The organism is Streptomyces sp. NPDC034099, from assembly GCF_055575415.1.
The window spans coordinates 73,804-95,604 of sequence record NZ_JBVISR010000020.1; the positions used below are offsets into that span (position 1 = coordinate 73,804).

The following is a 21,801-nucleotide window of genomic DNA, read 5'->3' on the forward strand; positions in this document are numbered from 1 at the left end:
TCATGTCGAGCGCGGCGCCCTGAAAGTCTCAAATGGGCCGATCCGTGCGCTCAGAGGGATCTGAGTACCCGTACGGATGTGCCGCCGCCCGCGGCCCGGCAGGGTGGACGGCATGACGACACACCACGCACCCAAGTACTCGGCCCGGCCCGGCCGCCCCGTCGAGCGGGGCGTGGTCGCCGGGCTGGTGCTGGCGGTGGGCGCGGGGCTGGCCTGGCTCGGCGGGATGATCTACACGATCGCCGGATGGTCCGGTTGAGCCCCGCACCGCCGCACCGCCGCCGCACTCCTCCCGAACGGCCCGTCAGCGGGTCGCGGCCACCCGGAAGCCGATGCCCGCCGCCCGCAGCCGCTCGGTCAGCGCGTCGCCCATCGCCACGGCCGTCGTGACCTGCCCGGCCGTCGGCGGCAGGGTGTCGAGGGCGAGGCAGAGCGCCGCCTCGGCGAGCATCTTGGCCGTCTCGTCGTACCCGGGGTCGCCGCCCGAGACCTCGGTGAACACCGTCCGGCCGCCGCCCTCGCCCACGAAGCGGACCGAGAACCAGCTCTTCGCCCGCCGCTCGGCGCTCGGTCCGTCGCCCGGCGCGAGCCGCCCGGACAGCCAGCGCCGCGCGGGCGGCACCTGGGCGGCCGCCAGCAGCGCGCCCACGGCCGCCACCCCGCCCACCGCGACGGGCAGCCGCCGCACGGCCGCGTAGTGGCGGTAGCGGAAGTCCGGGCCGTAGCGGTCCAGGGCCTTGGCGGACCGGCGCACGATCTGCGCGTCCACGGTCGGCAGCGGCAGCGCCCACGCTCCCACCTCCGCGGCGAACCGCGGCGCCCCCGTCGGCGTCACCACACGGCGGCCGACCAGCCGGGGCTCGTGCCGCCGGCGTTCCAGCGCGGCGGCCCGCAGCGCGCGGCCCCGCGCGAACTGGCCCAGCGCGGAGGCGAACGTACCGCCCGAGAACGTGGCGCCGACCCGAACGAAGCCGTCCACGCTCAGCGGCACGCCCTCCGGCAGCTGCCGCACGGTGAAGTACACGCCGAGGTCGTGCGGGACGGAGTCGAAGCCGCAGGCGTGCACCAGGCGGGCGCCGGTCTCCCGCGCGCGGGCGTCGTGGCGGACGTACGTCAGGTCCACGAACTCGGGCTCCCCGGTGAGGTCCAGGTAGTCCGTGCCGGCCTCCGCGCAGGCGGCGACCAGCGCGTCGCCGTACCGGACGTAGGGGCCGACCGTCGTGGCCACCACGCGCGCCTGCCCGGCGAGTTCGCGCAGGGAGGCCGGATCGGACACGTCCGCGAGCAGCACGCCGACGTCGGCCGCGGCGCCCGCGGCTCCGGTCAGCCGGTCGCGCAGACGGCGCAGCTTCTCCTCGCCGCGGCCGGCGATCGCCCAGCGCAGCCCGGCCGGCGCGTGTGCCGCGAGGTAGCGCGCGGTCAGTTCGCCGACGAATCCCGTCGCCCCGAACAGCACGATGTCGTACGGCCGGTCGGCCGCCTTCAGCCTGCTCATGACATCCCTTCGTCACCCGTCGGCAACCCCTGGGTCCGCAGCACGCGCCGTTGCCGGTGGCTGAGGCTAGCGTGAGGATCGCGCGGACCGCAGAGGAGCTTGCACCATAATTGGCTAAGCGCTTGCTCGCCCGGGTCTTGTGCCCAGTGGAACACGTTCTTAGCATCACTGGTGTTACATCGGTTGTGTCACAGAGCTGGGGGCTGGATGTCGGAAGCGAAGACGCCGACGCGGACGCCGGGCACCGAGGGCCCGCTCGCCGGTGTGCGCGTGGTCGAGCTGGCCGGTATCGGTCCCGGACCCTTCGCCGCCATGCTCCTGGCCGACCTGGGCGCCGACGTCGTCCGCGTCGACCGTCCCGGCGGGCCCGGCCTCGGTATCGACCCCGCCCACGACGTCACCAACCGCAACAAGCGCTCCGTGCTCGTCGACCTCAAGGCAGCGGACGGCCCGGCCCGCGTCCTCGACCTCGCCGAACGCGCCGACGTCCTGATCGAGGGCTACCGACCCGGCGTCGCCGAACGGCTCGGCGTCGGCCCCGGGGACTGCCACGCCCGCAACCCGCGCCTCGTCTACGGCCGCATGACCGGCTGGGGCCAGGACGGCCCGCTCGCCCCCCGCGCCGGGCACGACATCGGGTACATCGCGCTCACCGGCACCCTCGGCATGATCGGCGACCCCGACGAGCCCCCGGCCGCCCCCGCCAACCTCCTCGGCGACTACGCGGGCGGCTCCCTCTACCTGGTCGTCGGCATCCTCGCCGCCCTGCACCACGCGCGCGAGAACGGCACCGGGCAGGTCGTGGACGCCGCCATCGTCGACGGCACCGCCCACCTCTCCGCGATGATCCACGGCATGCTGGCCGCCGGCGGCTGGCAGGACCGGCGCGGTGCCAACCTCCTCGACGGCGGCTGCCCCTTCTACGGCACCTACGAGACCGCCGACGGCCGGTACATGGCGGTCGGCGCCCTGGAGCCCCGGTTCTACGCCGAGTTCACGCGACTGCTCGGCCTCCCCGACCCGGCACCGGCCCGCGACGACATGGCCCGCTGGCCGGAGCTGCGCGCGGCCGTCGCCGCCCGGTTCAGAACCCGTACCCGCGACGAGTGGACGGCGGTCTTCGAGGACTCCGACGCCTGTACGGCCCCCGTCCTGTCGCTGCGCGAGGCCCCGCACCACCCGCACCTCGCCGCCCGCTCCACCTTCACCGACCACGACGGCATCACCCAGCCCGCCCCCGCACCCCGCTTCTCCGCGACCCCCACCGCCGTACGCACCGGGCCCGCCCTGCCCGGCGCCGACACCGAGGCCGTGGTCCGCGACTGGGGGCTGGCCCCCGGCTGGGCCCCGGCCCCCCTCCCGAATCCCGAAGTGCACCACCCTCAGTGAAAGGCCTGCCAGTGAGCACCGAAGCGTACGTGTACGACGCGATCCGCACCCCGCGCGGACGCGGCAAGGCGAACGGCGCCCTGCACGGCACGAAGCCCGTCGACCTGGTGGTCGGCCTCATCCACGAGATCCGCGCCCGTTTCCCCGGCCTCGACCCGGCCGCCGTCGACGACATCGTGCTCGGTGTCGTCGGTCCGGTCGGCGACCAGGGCTCCGACATCGCCCGCATCGCGGCCATCGCCGCCGGACTGCCGGACACCGTGGCGGGCGTCCAGGAGAACCGCTTCTGCGCCTCGGGCCTGGAAGCCGTCAACATGGCGGCCATGAAGGTGCGCTCCGGCTGGGAGGACCTGGTCCTCGCGGGCGGCGTCGAGTCCATGTCCCGCGTGCCGATGGCCTCGGACGGCGGCGCCTGGTTCAACGACCCGATGACCAACCTCGCCACCAACTTCGTCCCCCAGGGCATCGGCGCCGACCTGATCGCCACCATCGAGGGCTTCTCGCGCCGCGACGTCGACGAGTACGCGGCCCTCTCCCAGGAGCGCGCGGCCACCGCCTGGAAGGAGGGCCGCTTCGAGCGCTCCGTCGTGCCGGTGCGGGACCGCGCCGGTCTCACCGTCCTCGACCACGACGAGCACCCGCGCCCCGGCACCACCGCCGACTCCCTCGGCAAACTCAAGCCGTCCTTCGCCGACATCGGCGAGCTGGGCGGGTTCGACGCCGTGGCGCTGCAGAAGTACCACTGGGTGGAGAAGATCGACCACGTCCACCACGCGGGCAACTCCTCCGGCATCGTCGACGGCGCCTCCCTGGTCGCCATCGGCTCCAAGGAGGTCGGCGACCGCCACGGCCTCACCCCGCGCGCCCGGATCGTCTCCGCCGCCGTCTCCGGCTCCGAGCCCACCATCATGCTCACCGGCCCCGCCCCGGCCACCCGCAAGGCGCTCGCCAAGGCCGGGCTGACCATCGACGACATCGACCTGGTCGAGATCAACGAGGCCTTCGCGGCGGTCGTCCTGCGCTTCGTCAAGGACATGGGCCTGTCCCTGGACAAGGTCAACGTCAACGGCGGCGCGATCGCGCTCGGCCACCCGCTCGGCGCCACCGGCGCGATGATCCTCGGCACCCTCGTGGACGAACTGGAGCGCCAGGACAAGCGCTACGGCCTGGCCACCCTGTGCGTGGGCGGCGGCATGGGCATCGCCACCATCGTCGAGCGCATCTGACCCCCTCCCGACGGATACGACGGATCACCTGGAGCACACCCTCATGAGCACCGAGCCCACCACCATCCGCTGGGAACAGGACGACACCGGCGTCGTCACCCTCGTCCTCGACGACCCCGACCAGTCCGCGAACACCATGAACCAGGCGTTCCGCGACTCCCTGGCGGCGATCACCGACCGCCTGGAGGCCGAGAAGGACTCCCTCCGCGGCGTCATCGTCACCTCCGCCAAGAAGACCTTCTTCGCGGGCGGCGACCTGCGCGACCTCATCCGGGTCACCCCGGAGACCGCCCAGGACCTCTTCGACGGCGGCATGGCCATCAAGCGGAACCTGCGCCGCATCGAGACCCTCGGCAAGCCCGTCGTCGCCGCCCTGAACGGCGCGGCCCTCGGCGGCGGCTACGAGATCGCGCTGGCCTGCCACCACCGCGTCGCCCTCGACGCGCCCGGCTCCAAGATCGGCTGCCCCGAGGTCACCCTCGGCCTGCTCCCCGGAGGCGGCGGCGTCGTCCGCACCGTCCGGATGCTCGGCATCACCGACGCCCTGCTGAAGGTCCTCCTCCAGGGCACCCAGTACAACCCGCGTCGCGCCCGGGAGAACGGCCTGGTCGACGAGGTCGCCGACAGCCGCGAGGACATGCTCGCCAAGGCCCGCGCCTTCATCGACGCGCATCCGGAGTCCGCCCAGCCCTGGGACCGGCCCGGCTACCGCATCCCCGGCGGCACCCCGGCGCACCCGAAGTTCGCGGCCAACCTGCCCGCCTTCCCGGCCAACCTGCGCAAGCAGACGAACGGCGCCCCCTACCCGGCGCCGCGCAACATCATGGCCGCCGCCGTCGAGGGCTCCCAGGTCGACTTCGAGACCGCCCAGGTCATCGAGGCCCGCTACTTCGTCGAGCTGGCCGCCGGGCAGACCTCGAAGAACATGATCCAGGCGTTCTTCTTCGACCTCCAGGCCGTCAACTCGGGCGCGAACCGCCCGAAGGGCGTCGAGTCCCGGAAGGTCACCAAGGTCGCCGTGCTGGGCGCGGGGATGATGGGCGCGGGCATCGCCTACTCGTGTGCCCGCGCGGGCATCGACGTGGTGCTGAAGGACGTCTCGCTGGAGTCGGCGCTCAAGGGCAAGGCGTACTCGGAGAAGCTGTGCGCCAAGGCCGTCGCGAAGGGCCGTACGAGCCAGGAGAAGGCCGACGCGCTGCTCGCCCGGATCACGCCGACCGCCGAGGTGTCCGACCTGGCGGGCTGCGACGCGGTGATCGAGGCGGTGTTCGAGGACACCTCGCTCAAGCACAAGGTGTTCCAGGAGATCGAGCACGTCGTCGCCCCCGACGCCCTCCTGTGCTCCAACACCTCGACGCTGCCCATCACGGCGCTGGCCGAGGGTGTCGAGCGCCAGGCCGACTTCATCGGGCTGCACTTCTTCTCCCCCGTGGACAAGATGCCGCTGGTGGAGATCATCAAGGGGGAGCGGACCGGGGACGAGGCGCTGGCGCGGGCGTTCGACCTGGTCCGGCAGATCAGCAAGACGCCGATCGTGGTCAACGACTCGCGCGGCTTCTTCACCTCCCGGGTCATCGGCCACTTCATCAACGAGGGCGTCGCGATGGTCGGCGAGGGCATCGAGCCCGCCTCCGTCGAGCAGGCGGCGGCCCAGGCCGGCTACCCGGCCAAGGTGCTGTCCCTGATGGACGAGCTGACCCTGACCCTCCCGCGGAAGATCCGCAACGAGACGAAGCGGGCCGTGGAGGAGGCGGGCGGCACCTGGACCGCGCATCCCGCCGAGGCGGTCATCGACCGCATGGTCGACGAGTTCGAGCGCCCGGGGCGTTCCGGCGGCGCCGGGTTCTACGAGTACGGGGACGACGGGAAGCGCGCCGGGCTGTGGCCGGGGCTGCGCGAGCACTTCACCAACCCGGGGTACGAGATCCCGTTCGCCGACATGCAGGAGCGCATGCTCTTCTCGGAGGCGCTGGACACCGTCAAGCTCCTGGAGGAAGGCGTCCTGACCTCCGTCGCCGACGCCAACATCGGCTCGGTCTTCGGCATCGGCTTCCCCGGCTGGACCGGCGGCGTCCTCCAGTACATCAACGGCTACGACGGCGGCCTGCCGGGCTTCGTCGCCCGCGCGCGCGAGCTGGCCGACCGCTACGGCGAGCGCTTCACCCCGCCCGCGCTGCTGGTGGAGAAGGCGGAGAAGGGCGAGGTGTTCACGGACGGCCGCTGAGCCGGATCATTCGCCGGCCTCCCGGTCGAGCCACTCCCGCAGCTCCTCGCGCAGCGACCGCTGGAACGTGGTGAGCAGTGCCTGCACCACCAGCGGGTGCATGTGCGCCGACAGGGACCGCACGTCCCGCGCGTCGCGCTCGGCGACCGCGTCGCGCAGCAGCCGCGACAGGTCCCGCGCGGCGGCGCGGGAGTGCTCCAGGAGGGCGGTACGGGCGGCGAGGACCGTCTCGGGGGAGAAGGGCAGGTCGAGCAGCTCGACGCCGAGCCGGAGCAGCCCGGCGTCGACGCGGTGGCCGTCGCCGTCGGGCACCACGATGTCCATCGCCCCCAGCCGGTCCACCTCCTCGTCGGTGAGCGGCCGCCCCGCCCGCCTGCCCAGCTCGTCGCGGGTGAGCCGCTCCACCGTCCGGGGCGCCCAGGAGGCCACCACCGCGCGGTGCAGCGCCAGGTCGTGCGCGCTCACGTCCGACGGCAGCTGTCCGAGGTAGCGCTCGATCGCGGCCAGCGTCATGCCCTGGTGCTGCAGCTCCTCGATCAGCGCCAGCCGGGCCAGGTGCTCCCCGTCGTAGTGCCCCACCCGGCGCGGGCCGATCACCGGCGGCGGCAGCAGCCCCCTGGTGCCGTAGAAGCGGACCGTGCGCACGGTGACGCCGGCCCGCGCGGCCAGCTCGTCGATCGTGAGGGTCTGCCCCCCGGCCCCGGCTGCCTCGGTGTCGCTCGTCGTCATGTGCAGCAGTATCGCTGTCTCACCAGTGGTGTGACACCTCTTGTGCACCGGGTGGAGGCGATCGGTGGATCATGTGAGAAGTCACGCTGTGTGACATGAGACACCGCATGTCTACGCAGCGTCGTGGGAAGGTGCTGCCTTGGTCTGTGCCGCGAGGGTGGTGCGGGCCTTGTCACTGTACGGACGACCTGGGCACATCCCGCCCGGGCGCACCAGAGAGTGGAACCACCCGTGAGCAAGGACGCCGTCGCCACGGCACAGGCCGCCGCCCACCCACAGGCGGCCGAACGACCCGCGGACGCGGGCGACGCCGGCTACAGCAAGGACCTCAAGGCCCGCCACGTCAACATGATCGCCATCGGCGGCGCGATCGGCACCGGCCTCTTCCTCGGCGCCGGCGGGCGCCTGCGCGACGCCGGACCGGCGCTCGCGATCGCCTACCTCGTCGCCGGCGTCTTCGCCTTCTTCGTCGTCAAGGCACTCGGCGAGCTGGTGCTCTACCGGCCCTCCTCCGGATCCTTCGTGTCGTACGCGCGCGAGTTCCTCGGCGAGAAGGGCGCCTACGTCGCCGGCTGGATGTACTTCCTGAACTGGTCGACGACCGGTATCGCCGACATCACCGCGATCGCGCTGTACACGCACTACTGGAGCATGTTCACGAGCATCCCCCAATGGGTGCTCGCCCTGATCGCCCTCGCGGTGGTCCTGGCCGTGAACCTCATCTCGGTGAAGATCTTCGGCGAGATGGAGTTCTGGTTCGCGATCGTCAAGGTCGCCACCCTCGTCGGCTTCATGCTGATCGGCATCTTCCTGCTCGCCACCCAGCACGAGGTGGGCGGGCAGACCCCGGGCGTCGGCATGATCACCGACCACGGCGGCCTCGTCCCGCACGGGGTGATGCCAGTCGTCCTCGTCATGCAGGGCGTGATCTTCTCCTACGCGGCCCTGGAACTGGTCGGCGTCGCCGCCGGCGAGACCGCCGAGCCGCACAAGATCGTTCCCCGCGCGGTGAACTCGATCATGTGGCGGGTCGCGCTGTTCTACGTCGGCTCGGTCGTGCTCCTGGCCCTGCTGCTGCCCAGCTCGCTCTACTCGGGCGACGAGAGCCCCTTCGTCACGGTGCTGTCGGGGATCGGTGTGCCGGCCGCCGGCGACGTGATGAACCTCGTCGTCCTCACCGCCGCGATGTCGTCGCTGAACTCCGGCCTGTACTCCACCGGCCGCATCCTGCGCTCCATGGCGATGGCGGGCTCCGCGCCCAAATTCACCGGCGTGATGAGCCGCAGCCAGGTCCCCTACGGCGGCATCCTGCTGACCTGCGCGGTGTGCGTCCTCGGTGTCGGGCTGAACTACCTGGTGCCGAGCAAGGCCTTCGAGATCGTGCTGAACGTAGCCTCCCTCGGCATCATCAGCACGTGGGTGATCATCATGATCTGCCACCTGGTGTTCGTCCGCCGGGCGCGTGCGGGCCTGGTCGAACGGCCGAGCTTCCGGCTGCCCGGCAGCCCCGTCACGGAGATCGTCACGATCGCCTTCCTGCTGGCGGTCATCGGCCTGATGTGGAACGACGAGGAGGTCGGCCGCAAGACCGTGCTGCTGGTGCCCGTGATCGCGGTGATGCTGGTGGCCGGCTGGTTCGGCGTCCGGCGCCGGGTGGCGCGCGACGCCGGGCAGGAGCTGTCGACGCCGGCGAAGTAGCGGCCCGGGGCCACTGTCAGTGGCAGCCCCTACGGTGGCGTCATGGCGGAGATCAGGTATGTCCCGGGTGACGCCACCGCGCCGTCGGTCAAGGGCGTCAAGGTGATCGCCCACGTCTGCAACGACCTCGGCGGCTGGGGCAAGGGCTTCGTCCTGGCCGTCTCCCGCCGCTGGCCCGAGCCGGAGGCGGCGTACCGCGCCTGGCACCGCGACCGCGCGTCCAACGACTTCGGCCTCGGCGCGGTCCAGTTCGTCCAGGTCGAGCGGTACGTGTGGGTGGCCAACATGATCGGCCAGCGCGGGATGCGGACGGGCAGCAAGGGCGTCCCCGTGCGCTACGAGGCCATCGACACCGCGCTCGGCCGTCTCGCCGACAGGGCGGCCGAGCTGGACGCGTCCGTGCACATGCCCCGCATAGGCTGCGGCCTGGCAGGCGGCAAGTGGTCCCGCGTGGAGCCGCTCATATCCGACCGCCTCGTCCGGCGTGGCATCCCCGTGACCGTCTACGACCACGGGGACACCCCCTAGGACGCTCCGCGACTCAGTGCTCGTGCACGTCGTTCGTCGCGGCGATCTTCCGCCACGAGCGGGGCTGCGCGGGCGCCTCGGAGGTCGTCGCGAGCGACCGGGCTCGGGCCGCCGGGGCGTCCGGCTTCGACGGCTGGAACAGCCAGGTGTCGAACAGCGCGGCCAGCGGCTCGCCCGAGACCTCCTCGGCATACCGCTGGAAGTCCGCGACGGACGCGTTGCCGTGGGCGTACTTCGCGGGCCACCCCTTCAGGACCGCGAAGAAGTCCTCGTCCCCGATCTCGTTCCGCAGCGCCTGGAGGGCCAGCGCGCCCCGGTCGTAGACGGCCCCGTCGAACTGGTTCTCCGGACCCGGGTCACCGGGCTTCACCGTCCAGAACGCGTCGTCGGCCGGGTGCGAGGCGTACGTGTAGTCGGCCAGCTCCTGCGCCGTGCCCTCGCCCTCGTGCTCGGACCACAGCCACTGGGCGTACCGGGCGAAGCCCTCGTTGATCCAGATGTCCTTCCAGCCGCGCACCGAGACCAGGTCGCCGTACCACTGGTGGGCCAGCTCGTGCACGACGACGGACACGTTCGACCCGTTCGCGAACTGCCGCGGGCTGTAGAACGGCCGGGTCTGCGTCTCCAGCGCGTACCCGGTGTCGGTGTTCGGCACATAGCCGCCGAGCGCGTTGAACGGATACGGCCCGAAGTAGTCGCTCAGCCAGTCGGCGACCTCCCCGGTCCGCTCGACGCTGGCCCGCGCCGCGCCGTCGTTCGCGCCCAGGTCCCTGCTGTAGGCGTTGACGACCGGGATGCCGCCCTCGGTGGTGCCCGTGGTGAGGTCGAACCTCCCGACCGCCAGTGTGGCCAGGTACGTGGCCTGCGGCTGGTCCGAGCGCCAGTTCCAGCGCGTCCAGCCGAGGCGTGAACTCGTCGACTGGAGCGTGCCGTTGGAGATCGCCTGGGTGCCGTCCGGCACCTGCACCGACACGTCGTAGGTGGCCTTGTCGAGCGGATGGTCGTTGCTCGGGAACCACCACGCCGCGGCCTCGGGCTCGTTCGCGGCGACCCCGCCGTCCGGGGTGCGGTGCCAGCTGGTGAAGCCGTACGCCTGCTTCGAGGACGGCACACCGCTGTAGCGGACGACCACGGTGACGGGCGTGCCCTTGTCGAGCGGGCGCTTCGGAGTGATCTCCAGCTCGTGCTCGCCGGAGGTCGTGAACGACGCCTTCGCGCCGTTCACCCGCACCTCGCCGACGTCCAGCAGGAAGTCCAGGTTGAACCGCGACAGGTCCGCGGTGGTGCGGGCCAGGATCGTCGCCGTCCCCTCCAGCCGGTCCGTGGCCGGCTGGTACTTCAGGCGCAGGTCGTAGTGCGAGACGTCGTATCCGCCGTTGCCGTAGGCCGGGTAGTAGGGGTCGCCGATACCCGGAGCACCGGGGGAGTGGGCCGCCGCCGACGCCGGGATCGCCAGCATGAGGGAGGCGGCGCCCAGCGCGCCCGGCACGATGATTCTGCGGTGCACGAAAGCTCCAAGTCCTAGGGGCACGAGATCCGTTCGGAATCCGTTCGGAGCCTATTCAGCCCCTGCGCGCACGTCATGTCCACGGCCACTCCTGTCACACGATCGCCATCCGGCCGTCATGAGCCACCCCCGGCCCTCTTCTGCGCGGGAGTCGGCCGATGTACCGTCCGCGCATGCCGATACGCATGCGCCTCACGCTCCGGAGACCGCTCGCGACGGCGGCCCCGGCCCACCTGTCCGCCCCGCGCGGCGACAAGGGCCTCGACGGCCCTTGCACCGACACGCCGACATGCGCCTTGGACCTCCGCCGCACGTCGGCCCGCGTACCGTTCGGCGGCGGCACCGGCGCGTTCACCAGGGCCCCCGCCGGTACGAGCACCGCCGCTCAGGCACCCGCGCCGCACCCCACGCACCGCGCCATGAAGGGAGGCCGATGAACCGCCTGCGCACCCTCACCGCGACCACCGCGGCCCTCGCCGCGTCCCTCCTCGTCCCGTCCCTCCTCACCGCGCCCGCCCACGCCGACGGCGCCGTACACCACCCGCCCCGCACCGGGTTCGAGCGGACGAACGGCGCCCGCTGGACCAGCCAGCCGGAGGAACAGGCCCTCCTGGCCGCCGCCGACCGGGCGAGCGACCGGGTCGGCCTCGACCGCATCGGCACCACGAAGCAGAACCGTCCGCTCCAGCTCGTGACCATCGGCAGTCCCACCGCCGCACACAAGGTGCTCCTGGTGTGCAGCCAGCACGGCGACGAACCCTCCGGCCGCGAGGCCTGCCTGACCACCGTGCGGGACCTCGCCCACGCCACCGACCGCACGACCCGGCGCTTCCTGGACCGCACCGCCGTGCTGGTGGTGCCCACCGCCAACCCCGACGGCCGGGCCGCCGACACCCGCGGCAACAGCGACGGCGTCGACGTCAACCGCGACCACCTGGCCCTGGCGACGGCCGAGGCCCGCGCCCTGGCCGCCGTCGTCCGCGACGAGCGCCCCGACGTCATCTACGACCTGCACGAGTACGGCGCCACGCCCCCGTACTACGACAAGGACCTCTTCGACCTCTGGCCCCGCAACCTCAACACCGCCGCGCCGGTCCACGACGAGGCCCGCACCCTGTCCGGCGCGTACGTCCGCCCCGCCGCCGAGCGCGCCGGCCACTCGACCGGCACGTACGGCATCTGGACCGACCCCGAGACCGGCGATCCCGTCAAATAGACCGCCGGCGACGGCCAGGAACGCATCCTGCGCAACATGTCCGGCGTCAAACACGCGGTCGGCCTGCTCATCGAGAGCCGCGTCGACGCCCTCACGGACGCCGAGCGCGAGGACCCGGCCCTGAACCACCGGCGCCGGGTGGACTCCCAGCTCGCCGCCCTGGACGGCCTGTTCCGCTTCACGGACGTACGGCGCGGACGCGTCGAGGCGGCCACGGGCGCCGCCCGCCGGGCCGGACTGGCCGATTCCGGACCCGTGTACCTGGGCGGCGCGGACAACGACCCGGCCGAGGACTCCGAGGTGGTCCAGGACCCGCCCTGCGGCTACCGGCTGACCCCCGCCCAGTACCGGGATGTCGCGGACGAACTCGCCCTGCACGGTGTAAAGGTGCGTCCGACCGGGGAGAAGGGCGCCTACGTACCGCTGCGCCAGTCACAGCGAGCCCTGGTGCCGCTGCTCCTGGACGAGCGCGCGACGTACCACGTGACGGTGGGCGAACCGGACACCCGCTGTTGAGGAGGTGAGTTCCGCGTCTTACGTGGTAGGGGCGTAGCGGAGGAGTATTTTCGGCCTGACCGACGTGAAAGGTGCCGCCTGTGACGCAGGACCGACCAAGCGACAAGGAAGAGCACGAAAGAGGCACGCTTCCGGGTTCGGAAGCGGGCCTGCCGGGGCATCAGCACAAGCCCCGGACCGACCGCGTCGTCTTCGGCGTCACGGCTGTCCTGACCCTGGCGTTCGTCGTCTGGGGCGCCGCCGCCACCGACTCGCTGGAGGACGTCTCCAGCAGCATGCTCGGTGGCCTGCTGCACAACGGCGGCTGGGCGTTCACGCTGGCCGCGTCCGGCTTCGTGGTCTTCGCCCTCTGGCTGGCGGCCAGCCGCTACGGCCGCATCCACCTGGGGGCCGAGGGCGAGGAACCCGAGTTCAGGACCGTGTCCTGGGTCGCCATGATGTTCAGCGCGGGCATGGGCATCGGTCTGATGTTCTACGGCGTGAGCGAGCCGCTGGCGCACTACACCACGCCCCCGCCCGGCACCGACCCGGCCGACTCCGGCGACCGCATGGCCACGGCCATGGCCACCACCCTCTTCCACTGGACGCTCCACCCGTGGGCGATCTACGCGGTGGTCGGTCTCGGCATCGCCTACAGCACCTTCCGCAGGCGCCGCAGGCAGACCATAAGCGCGGTGTTCACCCCGCTCATCGGCGAGAGGCACGCCAACGGCGCCGGCGGCCGGGTCATCGACATCCTGGCCATCATCGCGACGATCTTCGGCTCCGCGGCCTCGCTCGGCCTCGGCGCGCTCCAGATCGGCTCCGGCATGGAGAAGCTCGACTGGATGGACAAGGTCAGCACCGGACTCCTCGTCGGCATCATCGCGGTGCTCACGGTGGCGTTCGTGGCCTCCGCGATCTCCGGCGTCGAGAAGGGCATCCAGTGGCTGTCCAACACCAACATGGTGCTGGCCCTGCTGCTCGCCGTCTTCGTGTTCATCGCGGGCCCCACCATCCTCATCCTCGATCTGCTGCCGACCTCGGTCTTCGCCTACCTCGGCGAACTGCCCCAGATGGCCGGCCGCACCGAGATCAGCGGCGGCAAGGGGGTCGCGGACTGGCTGGGCAGCTGGACCGTCTTCTACTGGGCGTGGTGGATCTCCTGGACGCCCTTCGTCGGCATGTTCATCGCCCGCATCAGCCGGGGCCGGACGATCCGTCAGTTCATCGGCGGCGTCATCCTGGTGCCCAGCACGGTCAGCCTGATCTGGTTCGCGATCTTCGGCGGCTCGGCGATGCGGCTGCAGGAGCAGAACCGGCTGGGCGACGACTCGACCCCGGAGGGCCAGCTCTTCGGCGTGCTCCAGCAGTACCCCATCGCCACCGCCACCAGCCTGCTGGTGATGATCCTCGTCGGCATCTTCTTCGTCTCGGGCGCCGACGCGGCCTCCATCGTGATGGGCACGCTCTCGCAGAAGGGCGCGCTCGAACCCAGCCGCTGGGTGGTGATCGTCTGGGGCGTGGTGACCGGCGCCGTCGCGGCCATCATGCTGCTGATCGGCAGCGGCGAGGCGGACGCGCTCACCGGTCTGCAGAACCTCACGATCCTCGCGGCGGCGCCCTTCGTCATCGTGATGATCTTCATGTGCATCGCGCTCATGCGCGACCTGCGCCGCGACCCGCTCATGGTGCGTGGCGAGATGGCCTCCGAGGCCGTCGAACTGGCCGTCATCGAGGGCCACAAGCAGTACGAGGGCGACTTCGAGATCCGGATCGGCCCCGGTCCCGGCACGGAAGTGGAGGGCGACCCGATCGGCAAGCACCACGACGACTGAGCCCCGCGGCCCGGCCGACCGAACACCGGCGTCAGGAGGCGAGCCGGGCCGCCTCCTCGGCGCAGCCCCAGGCCACGGTGACGCCCGCGCCGCCGTGGCCGTAGTTGTGCACCAGCCGCCGCCCGTCCGGCAGCGTCCCGCGCTCCAGCCGGACCGTGTCCCGGGCGGGCCGCAGCCCCACCAGGTGCGCGAGCACCCGCGCCCCGGCGATCTCGGGACGCAGGGCCGCGCACCGCCGCACGATGGCCTCCGCGACCGCCGGGTCCGGCTCGGTCGACCAGGCGTCCTCCTCGGCCGTCCCGCCCAGCAGGAGCCGACCCGGCTGCGGAAGGAAGTACGTCGTCTCCCCGGAGTCCGCGTCGGCCGAGACCAGCCAGGTGCGGATGCCGGGGTTCTCCACGACGACCAGTTGCCCGCGCACCGGCCGCACCGCGGGGTCCGGCACCAGGTCCCGGGCGCCCAGACCGGTGCAGTTGACCACGACCGGCGCGTCCGCCTCGGCCAGGTCGGCCACCGCGCGGTCCTCCACCGTGCCGCCCGCGGCCACCAGCCGCTCCCGCAGCCACGGCAGATGAGCCGACATGTCGATGAGCGGCAGCCGCGCCCACAACCCCGTACCGGCGTACTCGGCGGCACTGGCCGCACGCAGTCCGGGCAGCCGGGCCGCGGCCCACCCGTCCACCTCGTCCAGGCCGGTCTCGCCGAGCACCCCTTCGAGCAGGCGTACGCCGGTCTGACCGGGCCGGGCCGCCAGTTCCTCGTACACGTCCAGGGACCGCAGCGCCCAGGACTGCGCCAGCGCGACCGGCTCGATCCGGTACGGCCACCACAGACCGCCCGCGACCACCGAGGTGGTCCGCTCCACGGGCTCCCGGGTCCACAGCCGGACCCGCCTGCCCCGCTCGGCGAGGACGACGGCCGTGGTCAGCCCGATCACCCCGCCGCCGACCACGACGACCTCGTCCTCCAGTTCGGTTTCCACACCGCGACGTTAGCCGAACCCCGGGCGCCGTGCTCCAAGCGGCCCCGCCGCGGGAATACTCACCGCATGGCTGCCGAGTACGCGACCTTCGGTCTGGCCCCGCCGACGCGCGCCGGCGGGGTCCACGCCGACGGCGACTTCCAGGTCCACCGCGACTTCATGGACTTCGTCGTCGACGGACGCCCCCTCCTGTTCCGCCTCTCCGACCTGGACGCGGTCTCCCCGCTCGCCTCCGACGTACCGCCCGCCATCTTCACCGCACAGGTCCGCGGCCTCCTCCTGGAGACCGACGCACCCCTGCCCGGCGGCCTACGTCATCTACGGCTGCCCCGAGTGCGCGGACCTGGCCTGCGGCGCGGTGACCGCCGTGATCCTGCGGGACGGCGACGACTTCGTCTGGCGCGACTTCGCCTGGCAGACCGGAGAACACGCCGACCTGGAGCTGAACGGCTACCACGGCATCGGCCCCTACCGCTTCGCCGGCGCCGACTACCGCACGGCCCTCGCCACCCTGCTCGACGGCGCACCGCACCCCCGCCGCCGCGTCCTGCTCATCGGCGCCCGGGTCGCCCTGCTCGCCCGGCTCGCCGCCGCGCTGCGCACCATCGGCATCGGCGCCGACATCACCCAGGACGCCCGCGACGTGCCGGCCGACGAACTGCGGACCTACGGCGCCGTCGCCTTCGGCCGCACGGTCACCGAGGACCAGCGCGCGTCCGTACGCCGGGCCTTCGCGGACGCCGGCGTGGACGTCACCCACGTCGACGGCCTGGCCCCGGTCGTCCCGGTGCTCGTCGCCCAGATCGAACACGCCCTGGACCGCGGACCTGCCGGACGCCACCGTCTGACCCGCCTGACGGCGAACGCCGCCGCCGACGTCGAGGTGGCCTCGCCCTGCCGGGTACGCCTCACCGCGTACCGCCTCGACCGCCTGCACCGCACCCACGTCCACGAGGTCTTCGACGGCGTACTGGAACCGGGCGGCCACCGCGTCGCCCTGGCCGCGGGCGCGGTGAAGGGGGAGGCCTACGTGGTGGCGCGGACGCCGGGAAGCGTGCTGGTGACGGCGGTGACGCGGGACGGGCCGGGCGGTGGGGCACCGGGGAATCCGGGCTGAGCGGCCGCGGGAGCGCCGCTAGGATCGACGGTCTGATGACTGCCACCCTCGTCGCCAAGAACCTCGCCGCCGGCCACGGCGACCGCTCCCTGTTCACCGGGCTGGACCTCGTCGTCGCACCCGGCGACGTCATCGGTCTCGTCGGGGCCAACGGCGCGGGCAAGTCCACCCTCCTGCGGATGCTCGCCGGGCTGACCACGCCGGAGGAAGGGGAGCTGCGCCTGTCCCCGCCCACCGCCACCGTCGGCCACCTCCCGCAGGAGCCGGAGCGCCGCCCCGGCGAGAGCGTCCGGGCGTTCCTGGCCCGCCGCACCGGCGTCACCGAGGCCCAGCGCGCCATGGACGAGGCCACCCAGGCCCTGGTCGACGGCAGCCCCGGCGCCGACGACGCCTACGCGACCGCTCTGGAGCGCTGGCTGGCCCTGGGCGGCGCCGACCTCGACGACCGGGCGGAGGAGACGGCCGACGCGCTGGGCCTGACCGTCGACCTGGACCAGCCGATGACCTCGCTGTCCGGCGGCCAGGCCGCACGCGCCGGCCTCGCCTCCCTCCTCCTGTCCCGCTACGACGTCTTCCTCCTCGACGAGCCGACCAACGACCTCGACCTGGACGGCCTGGAACGCCTCGAACGCTTCGTGACCGGCCTGCGGGCCGGCACCGTCGTCGTCAGCCACGACCGCGAGTTCCTCACCCGCACCGTCACCAAGGTCCTCGAACTCGACCTCGCCCAGCGGCAGATCAACCTCTACGGCGGCGGCTACGAGGCCTACCTGGAGGAACGCGAGGTGGCCCGCCGGCACGCCCGCGACGAGTTCGAGGAGTACGCCGACAAGCGGGCCTCCCTCCAGGACCGGGCCCAGACGCAGCGCGCCTGGATGGACAAGGGCGTCAAGAACGCCCGGCGCAAGGCGGGCAACGACAACGACAAGATCGGCCGCAAGTTCCGCAGCGAGGCCAGCGAGAAGCAGGCCGCCAAGGCCCGCCAGACCCAGCGCATGATCGAACGCCTGGAGGTCGTCGAGGAGCCGCGCAAGGAATGGGACCTGCGCATGGAGATCGCCACGGCGCCCCGCTCGGGCGCGGTCGTCGCCACCCTGCGCGGCGCCGAGGTCCGGCGCGGCGATTTCGTGCTCGGCCCGGTCTCCCTCCAGATCGACTGGGCGGACCGGGTGGCGGTGACGGGAGCCAACGGCGCGGGCAAGTCCACGCTCCTCGGCGCCCTCCTCGGCCGCGTCCCCCTCGACGCCGGGCACGCGGCGCTCGGCTCCGGGGTCCTGCTCGGCGAGGTCGACCAGGCCCGCGAGCTGTTCCACGGCCCCGAGATCCTGCTCGACGCCTTCCGCGCGGCCGTCCCGGACATGGACCCGGCGGAGGTCCGCACCCTCCTGGCCAAGTTCGCCCTCAAGGCCGACCACGTCGTCCGCCCGGCGTCGACCCTCTCACCCGGCGAACGCACCCGGGCCGCCCTCGCCCTCCTCCAGGGCCGGGGCGTCAACCTCCTGGTCCTGGACGAGCCGACCAACCACCTCGACCTACCGGCCATCGAACAACTCGAGTCGGCCGTGGACGCCTACGAAGGCACCCTCCTCCTGATCACCCACGACCGCCGCATGCTCAACGCGGTACGGGTGACCCGCCGCCTGGAGGTAACAAACGGAAAGGTGCTGGAACGCACATAGCTGCGGGCAGTCGTGCTGCCGGGGCGGCACGGGTGGGCGCAGCGGCACCCGGCAAACGCCGGCCCGCGTAGCCCACCCCCTCCCGCCACAGCGGCCCGCGCTACGCCAACCCGGCCCGCCGCAACGCGTCCGCCATCGCCCCGTTGGACGCAGCAGCCGCCGACGACGGACGCCCCTTACCGCCGGCGGCCTTCCGCTGCCGAGGCGGCTTCCCGCCCCGCTCCCGCTTCGGCTCCCCTTGCGAACCCTGCGGAGCAGCCTCGTCGTCCAACCGCAGCGTCAACGAGATCCGCTTCCGCGGAATGTCGACGTCCATCACCTTCACCTTCACGATGTCCCCGGGCTTCACCACGTCCCGCGGGTCCTTCACGAACGTCCTCGACATCGCGGACACGTGCACGAGCCCGTCCTGGTGCACACCGACGTCCACGAACGCACCGAACGCGGCCACGTTCGTGACGACCCCCTCCAGCACCATCCCGGACGACAGGTCGGAGATCTTCTCCACGCCCTCCTTGAAGGTGGCGGTCTTGAAGGCGGGCCGCGGGTCGCGCCCCGGCTTCTCCAGCTCCCGCAGGATGTCCGTGACCGTCGGCAGACCGAACGTCTCGTCCACGAACTGGTCCGGCCTCAGCGACCGCAGCACCGACGTGTTGCCGATCAGCCCGGTCACCTCCTGCCCGGCGGTCTTCACCATCCGCCGCACCACGGGGTACGCCTCGGGGTGCACGCTGGACGCGTCCAGCGGGTCCTCGCCGCCCCGGATCCGCAGGAAGCCCGCGCACTGCTCGTACGCCTTGGGACCGAGCCGCGGCACCTTCTTCAGCGCGGTCCGCGACGTGAACGGCCCGTTCGCGTCGCGGTGCGCCACGATGTTCTCGGCGAGTCCGGAGGTGATGCCGGACACCCGGGCGAGCAGGGGTGCGGAGGCGGTGTTGACGTCCACCCCCACGCCGTTCACACAGTCCTCGACCACCGCGTCCAGCGAGCGGGACAGCTTCACCTCGGAGAGGTCGTGCTGGTACTGGCCGACGCCGATCGACTTCGGGTCGATCTTCACCAGCTCGGCCAGCGGGTCCTGCAGCCGCCGGGCGATCGACACCGCGCCGCGCAGCGAGACGTCCATGTCCGGCAGTTCCTGGGAGGCGAAGGCGGAGGCCGAGTACACGGAGGCGCCCGCCTCGGACACCATCACCTTGGTGAGCTTCAACTCCGGGTGCTTCGCGATGAGTTCCCCGGCGAGCTTGTCGGTCTCGCGGGAGGCCGTGCCGTTGCCGATGGCGATCAGGTCGACCGTGTGCTCCTTCGCGAGGCGCGCGAGCTGGGCGATCGCCTCGTCCCACCGGTTGGCGGGGACGTGCGGGTGGATCACGTCCGTGGCCACCACCTTGCCGGTCGCGTCGACCACGGCGACCTTCACGCCGGTACGGAAGCCGGGGTCGAGGCCGAGCGTCGCGCGGGTGCCCGCCGGGGCGGCCAGCAGCAGGTCACGCAGGTTGGCGGCGAACACGTCGACCGCCTCGTCCTCCGCGGCGGTGCGCAGGCGCAGCCTGAGGTCGATGCCGAGGTGCACCAGGATGCGGGTGCGCCAGGCCCAGCGGACGGTGTCGCCCAGCCACTTGTCGGCCGGGCGGCCGCGGTCGGCGATCCCGAACCGGCTCGCCACGATCGCCTCGTACGAGGACGGGCCCTCGGTGGGCTCCTCGGGCTCCAGGACGAGGTCGAGGACGTCCTCCTTCTCGCCGCGCAGCATGGCGAGGACCCGGTGCGAGGGCAGTTCGGTGAACGGCTCGGCGAAGTCGAAGTAGTCGGCGAACTTGGCGCCGGCCTCCTCCTTGCCCTCCTTGACCTTGGCGGCGAGCCGCCCGCGCGTCCACATCCGCTCGCGCAGCTCGCCGATCAGATCGGCGTCCTCCGAGAACTTCTCCGTGAGGATCGAGCGCGCCCCGTCCAGGGCGGCCTGCGGATCGGCCACGCCCTTGTCGGCGTCGACGAACGCGGCCGCCGCTGCCAGCGGGTCCACCGACGCGTCGGCGAGCAGGCCCTCGGCCAGCGGCTCCAGACCCGCCTCGCGCGCGATCTGCGCCTTCGTCCGCCGCTTCGGCTTGAACGGCAGGTAGATGTCCTCCAGGCGCGCCTTGGTCTCCGCCGCGCGGATGCGCGCCTCCAGTTCCTCCGTGAGCTTGCCCTGCTCGCGCACCGAGTCGAGGATCGCCAAGCGCCGCTCCTCCAGCTCCCGCAGGTAGCGCAGCCGTTCCTCGAGCGTGCGCAGCTGCGCGTCGTCGAGCATCTCGGTCGCTTCCTTGCGGTAGCGGGCGATGAAGGGCACCGTCGAGCCGCCGTCGAGCAGCTCCACCGCGGCCTTCACCTGCCGCTCCCGCACGCCGAGCTCGTCGGCGATCCTGCTTTCGATGGACCCTACGTCGGGTGTCGTCACGATCCCGTACCGCCTTCTCACTGAGGTTGCGCGGCAATTGTGGCAGGTGACACCGACAATCGGGGATCAGGGCGCCGTCCGGGCCGGTCGCGGCCGACGAGAGCGGCCCGGATCAGACCCTGCGGCTCCGGGTGGAGGACGAGGCCCCGCCGAAGAGCCGGGCCAGGGCCCGGAAGGGAAGCGTCACCACGGTGGCGATCGCTCCACCGATCTGGCGCAGAACGTCTGCGATGGCACGGAACACGTCTAGCCCCTTTCGTTTCCCGGCCGCCCCGGCCGGGAGACTTACGGGTACCTCGGTCGCGGCCTCGCATGCCTGTCCGTACACTTCCGGGCGTGTCGTCAGCGCTTGGCGAGCAGGTCCGCCGGGAAGGCACCCGCACCGAGCGCCGTACGCGCGAAGGCCGACCCGAGTTCCGTCAGGCGCGCCACACCCTCCGCGCCCAGGTGCGCGTACGGGGCCGTGTCCAGCCGGTCCGTCTCCCGCTCGATCCCCTCGCGCAGGGCCGTACCCTCCTCGGTCAGTTCGCCGTCCGCGTCGACCAGCCCGCGCTCGCGCAGCCGGCCCGCGGCCGCGTCCCACTCCTCCTGGGTCCAGCCCCGGGTGGTGAAGATCCACTTCGGTGCCATGCCCTTGCCGGTCGCCGTGTGCGTCACCAGCGCCTCCAGGCCGTCCAGACCCGCGGTCATCAGCGCGGCGAGGTGGCCGTCGCCGCGGTGCTCGCGCAGCAGCGTCGCTGCGTGCCAGAGCGCCAGGTGCGGGGCGTCGGGCACGGGCAGGTCCGCGTGGGCCGAGTAGAGCGGGCGGGCGCTGCGGGAACAACCCTCGGCGGCGCGCAGGGCCAGCTCGGCCGCCTCCGCCATCTCGGCCGACGCCACGGCCTCCTCGCCCAGCAGACGGCGCAGCGTCGCGTCGACGGCGCGTACGCGCGCCGCCAGTGCCTGTTCCGGCGTGACCTTCTCCCACACCGCGGGCACGTGCCGGGCGACGAGCTCGTGCTTGTAGTTGTAGAACGCCGCCGTCACGGCACCGGCGCCCACCGGACCCAGCGCGGCGGCGCGCACCGCGAAGTTGACGGCACGGGCGTCGGTGACCCCGAGAGCGCCCAGCTCCCGCCCCACGTCGGGCGAGAAGTAGTGCGTCGAGTGCAGGGAGTTGAGCGCGTTGTGGCAGCGGCGGCCCGCGCGTGCGTCGATGGCGGCAGTCGTCATGCCACGCACGTTACCAACCGCTCAGTACG

Annotated in this window: 16 protein-coding genes and 2 pseudogenes; 11 read left to right on the forward strand and 7 right to left on the reverse strand. The window is 72.4% G+C overall.

The genetic code is table 11. The features are described from left to right. The first annotated feature begins 112 nt into the window (after nucleotides 1-112). On the forward strand, nucleotides 113-259 hold the full coding sequence (mmpA, locus tag ACZ56V_RS36360) for a morphogenic membrane protein MmpA (RefSeq protein WP_467384181.1): 147 nt from the start codon (nucleotides 113-115) through the stop codon (nucleotides 257-259). A gap of 45 nt (nucleotides 260-304) precedes the next feature. On the opposite strand, the gene ACZ56V_RS36365 is transcribed toward mmpA, so the two are convergent. Further along, nucleotides 305-1,495, reverse strand: coding sequence for a saccharopine dehydrogenase family protein (locus ACZ56V_RS36365; RefSeq protein ID WP_398917747.1), 1,191 nt, complete (start codon nucleotides 1,493-1,495; stop codon nucleotides 305-307). Nucleotides 1,496-1,702: 207 nt separating this feature from the next. On the opposite strand from ACZ56V_RS36365, the gene ACZ56V_RS36370 reads away from it, so the two are divergent. From ACZ56V_RS36370 to ACZ56V_RS36380, 3 genes are read left to right on the forward strand one after another with little or no spacing between them, the layout of a single operon-like run. Then, entirely contained in the window at nucleotides 1,703-2,884 is a 1,182-nt protein-coding gene (locus ACZ56V_RS36370) for a CaiB/BaiF CoA transferase family protein (RefSeq protein WP_467384184.1), read from the forward strand. A gap of 11 nt (nucleotides 2,885-2,895) precedes the next feature. Then, nucleotides 2,896-4,110, forward strand: coding sequence for an acetyl-CoA C-acetyltransferase (locus tag ACZ56V_RS36375; protein ID WP_356371423.1), 1,215 nt, complete (start codon nucleotides 2,896-2,898; stop codon nucleotides 4,108-4,110). A gap of 43 nt (nucleotides 4,111-4,153) precedes the next feature. Further along, complete coding sequence (locus tag ACZ56V_RS36380) at nucleotides 4,154-6,334, forward strand: 3-hydroxyacyl-CoA dehydrogenase NAD-binding domain-containing protein (protein ID WP_398917751.1); 2,181 nt, start codon at nucleotides 4,154-4,156, stop codon at nucleotides 6,332-6,334. A gap of 6 nt (nucleotides 6,335-6,340) precedes the next feature. Here ACZ56V_RS36380 and ACZ56V_RS36385 read toward each other — a convergent pair whose 3' ends face one another. Then, complete coding sequence (locus ACZ56V_RS36385; RefSeq protein WP_467384186.1) at nucleotides 6,341-7,063, reverse strand: MerR family transcriptional regulator; 723 nt, start codon at nucleotides 7,061-7,063, stop codon at nucleotides 6,341-6,343. Between the two features lie 231 nt (nucleotides 7,064-7,294). Between ACZ56V_RS36385 and ACZ56V_RS36390 the strand changes: the two genes are divergently transcribed. Both ACZ56V_RS36390 and ACZ56V_RS36395 read left to right on the forward strand, forming a co-directional pair. Next, nucleotides 7,295-8,761 carry an amino acid permease gene (locus ACZ56V_RS36390; protein ID WP_398917755.1) on the forward strand — a complete coding sequence of 489 codons (1,467 nt, stop codon included), beginning with the start codon at nucleotides 7,295-7,297 and terminating at the stop codon, nucleotides 8,759-8,761. 42 nt (nucleotides 8,762-8,803) lie between these two features. Next, nucleotides 8,804-9,289, forward strand: a complete 486-nt coding sequence (locus tag ACZ56V_RS36395) for a macro domain-containing protein (protein ID WP_468947878.1) — start codon at nucleotides 8,804-8,806, stop codon at nucleotides 9,287-9,289. A gap of 13 nt (nucleotides 9,290-9,302) precedes the next feature. Here ACZ56V_RS36395 and ACZ56V_RS36400 read toward each other — a convergent pair whose 3' ends face one another. Then, nucleotides 9,303-10,796, reverse strand: a complete 1,494-nt coding sequence (locus tag ACZ56V_RS36400; RefSeq protein WP_398917759.1) for a M1 family metallopeptidase — start codon at nucleotides 10,794-10,796, stop codon at nucleotides 9,303-9,305. A gap of 173 nt (nucleotides 10,797-10,969) precedes the next feature. Between ACZ56V_RS36400 and ACZ56V_RS36405 the strand changes: the two genes are divergently transcribed. The 3 genes and pseudogenes from ACZ56V_RS36405 (at nucleotide 10,970) to ACZ56V_RS36415 (ending at nucleotide 14,345) form a co-directional block, all read left to right on the forward strand. Beyond that, nucleotides 10,970-11,233, forward strand: coding sequence for a hypothetical protein (locus ACZ56V_RS36405; RefSeq protein ID WP_468947880.1), 264 nt, complete (start codon nucleotides 10,970-10,972; stop codon nucleotides 11,231-11,233). Beyond that, nucleotides 11,230-12,528, forward strand: a pseudogene (locus ACZ56V_RS36410) (M14 family zinc carboxypeptidase). Before ACZ56V_RS36405 ends, ACZ56V_RS36410 begins: the two are co-directional and overlap by 4 nt. 80 nt (nucleotides 12,529-12,608) lie before the next feature. Next, nucleotides 12,609-14,345, forward strand: a complete 1,737-nt coding sequence (locus ACZ56V_RS36415; RefSeq protein ID WP_398917764.1) for a BCCT family transporter — start codon at nucleotides 12,609-12,611, stop codon at nucleotides 14,343-14,345. A gap of 31 nt (nucleotides 14,346-14,376) precedes the next feature. On the opposite strand, the gene ACZ56V_RS36420 is transcribed toward ACZ56V_RS36415, so the two are convergent. Further along, nucleotides 14,377-15,327: an FAD-dependent oxidoreductase gene (locus ACZ56V_RS36420; protein ID WP_398917766.1), complete on the reverse strand. Its 951-nt coding sequence runs from the start codon at nucleotides 15,325-15,327 to the stop codon at nucleotides 14,377-14,379. A gap of 66 nt (nucleotides 15,328-15,393) precedes the next feature. On the opposite strand from ACZ56V_RS36420, the pseudogene ACZ56V_RS36425 reads away from it, so the two are divergent. After that, nucleotides 15,394-16,444: pseudogene (locus ACZ56V_RS36425) on the forward strand (oxidoreductase). 35 nt (nucleotides 16,445-16,479) lie between these two features. Further along, nucleotides 16,480-18,123 carry an ABC-F family ATP-binding cassette domain-containing protein gene (locus tag ACZ56V_RS36430; protein WP_468947882.1) on the forward strand — a complete coding sequence of 548 codons (1,644 nt, stop codon included), beginning with the start codon at nucleotides 16,480-16,482 and terminating at the stop codon, nucleotides 18,121-18,123. Nucleotides 18,124-18,223: 100 nt separating this feature from the next. On the opposite strand, the gene ACZ56V_RS36435 is transcribed toward ACZ56V_RS36430, so the two are convergent. The 3 genes from ACZ56V_RS36435 to ACZ56V_RS36445 form a co-directional block, all read right to left on the reverse strand. Continuing rightward, entirely contained in the window at nucleotides 18,224-20,560 is a 2,337-nt protein-coding gene (locus tag ACZ56V_RS36435; protein WP_468947884.1) for a Tex family protein, read from the reverse strand. Nucleotides 20,561-20,672: 112 nt separating this feature from the next. Then, the gene (locus tag ACZ56V_RS36440) at nucleotides 20,673-20,804 is read right to left on the reverse strand and encodes an LPFR motif small protein (RefSeq protein WP_010042827.1); all 132 of its coding nucleotides are present in this window, start codon (nucleotides 20,802-20,804) and stop codon (nucleotides 20,673-20,675) included. Nucleotides 20,805-20,902: 98 nt separating this feature from the next. Continuing rightward, nucleotides 20,903-21,772 (reverse strand): SCO6745 family protein, encoded by an 870-nt coding sequence (locus ACZ56V_RS36445; RefSeq protein ID WP_467384196.1) that lies wholly within the window; start codon nucleotides 21,770-21,772, stop codon nucleotides 20,903-20,905. Nucleotides 21,773-21,801: the final 29 nt, after the last annotated feature.

What these genes read in the sequence shown, in the direction of transcription:
- mmpA (WP_467384181.1), top strand. Translation starts at nt 113, where the DNA reads ATGACGACACACCACGCACCCAAGTACTCGGCCCGGCCCGGCCGCCCC.
- ACZ56V_RS36365 (WP_398917747.1), bottom strand. Translation starts at nt 1,495, where the DNA reads ATGAGCAGGCTGAAGGCGGCCGACCGGCCGTACGACATCGTGCTGTTC.
- ACZ56V_RS36370 (WP_467384184.1), top strand. Translation starts at nt 1,703, where the DNA reads ATGTCGGAAGCGAAGACGCCGACGCGGACGCCGGGCACCGAGGGCCCG.
- ACZ56V_RS36380 (WP_398917751.1), top strand. Translation starts at nt 4,154, where the DNA reads ATGAGCACCGAGCCCACCACCATCCGCTGGGAACAGGACGACACCGGC.
- ACZ56V_RS36385 (WP_467384186.1), bottom strand. Translation starts at nt 7,063, where the DNA reads ATGACGACGAGCGACACCGAGGCAGCCGGGGCCGGGGGGCAGACCCTC.
- ACZ56V_RS36395 (WP_468947878.1), top strand. Translation starts at nt 8,804, where the DNA reads ATGGCGGAGATCAGGTATGTCCCGGGTGACGCCACCGCGCCGTCGGTC.
- ACZ56V_RS36405 (WP_468947880.1), top strand. Translation starts at nt 10,970, where the DNA reads ATGCCGATACGCATGCGCCTCACGCTCCGGAGACCGCTCGCGACGGCG.
- ACZ56V_RS36430 (WP_468947882.1), top strand. Translation starts at nt 16,480, where the DNA reads ATGACTGCCACCCTCGTCGCCAAGAACCTCGCCGCCGGCCACGGCGAC.
- ACZ56V_RS36445 (WP_467384196.1), bottom strand. Translation starts at nt 21,772, where the DNA reads ATGACGACTGCCGCCATCGACGCACGCGCGGGCCGCCGCTGCCACAAC.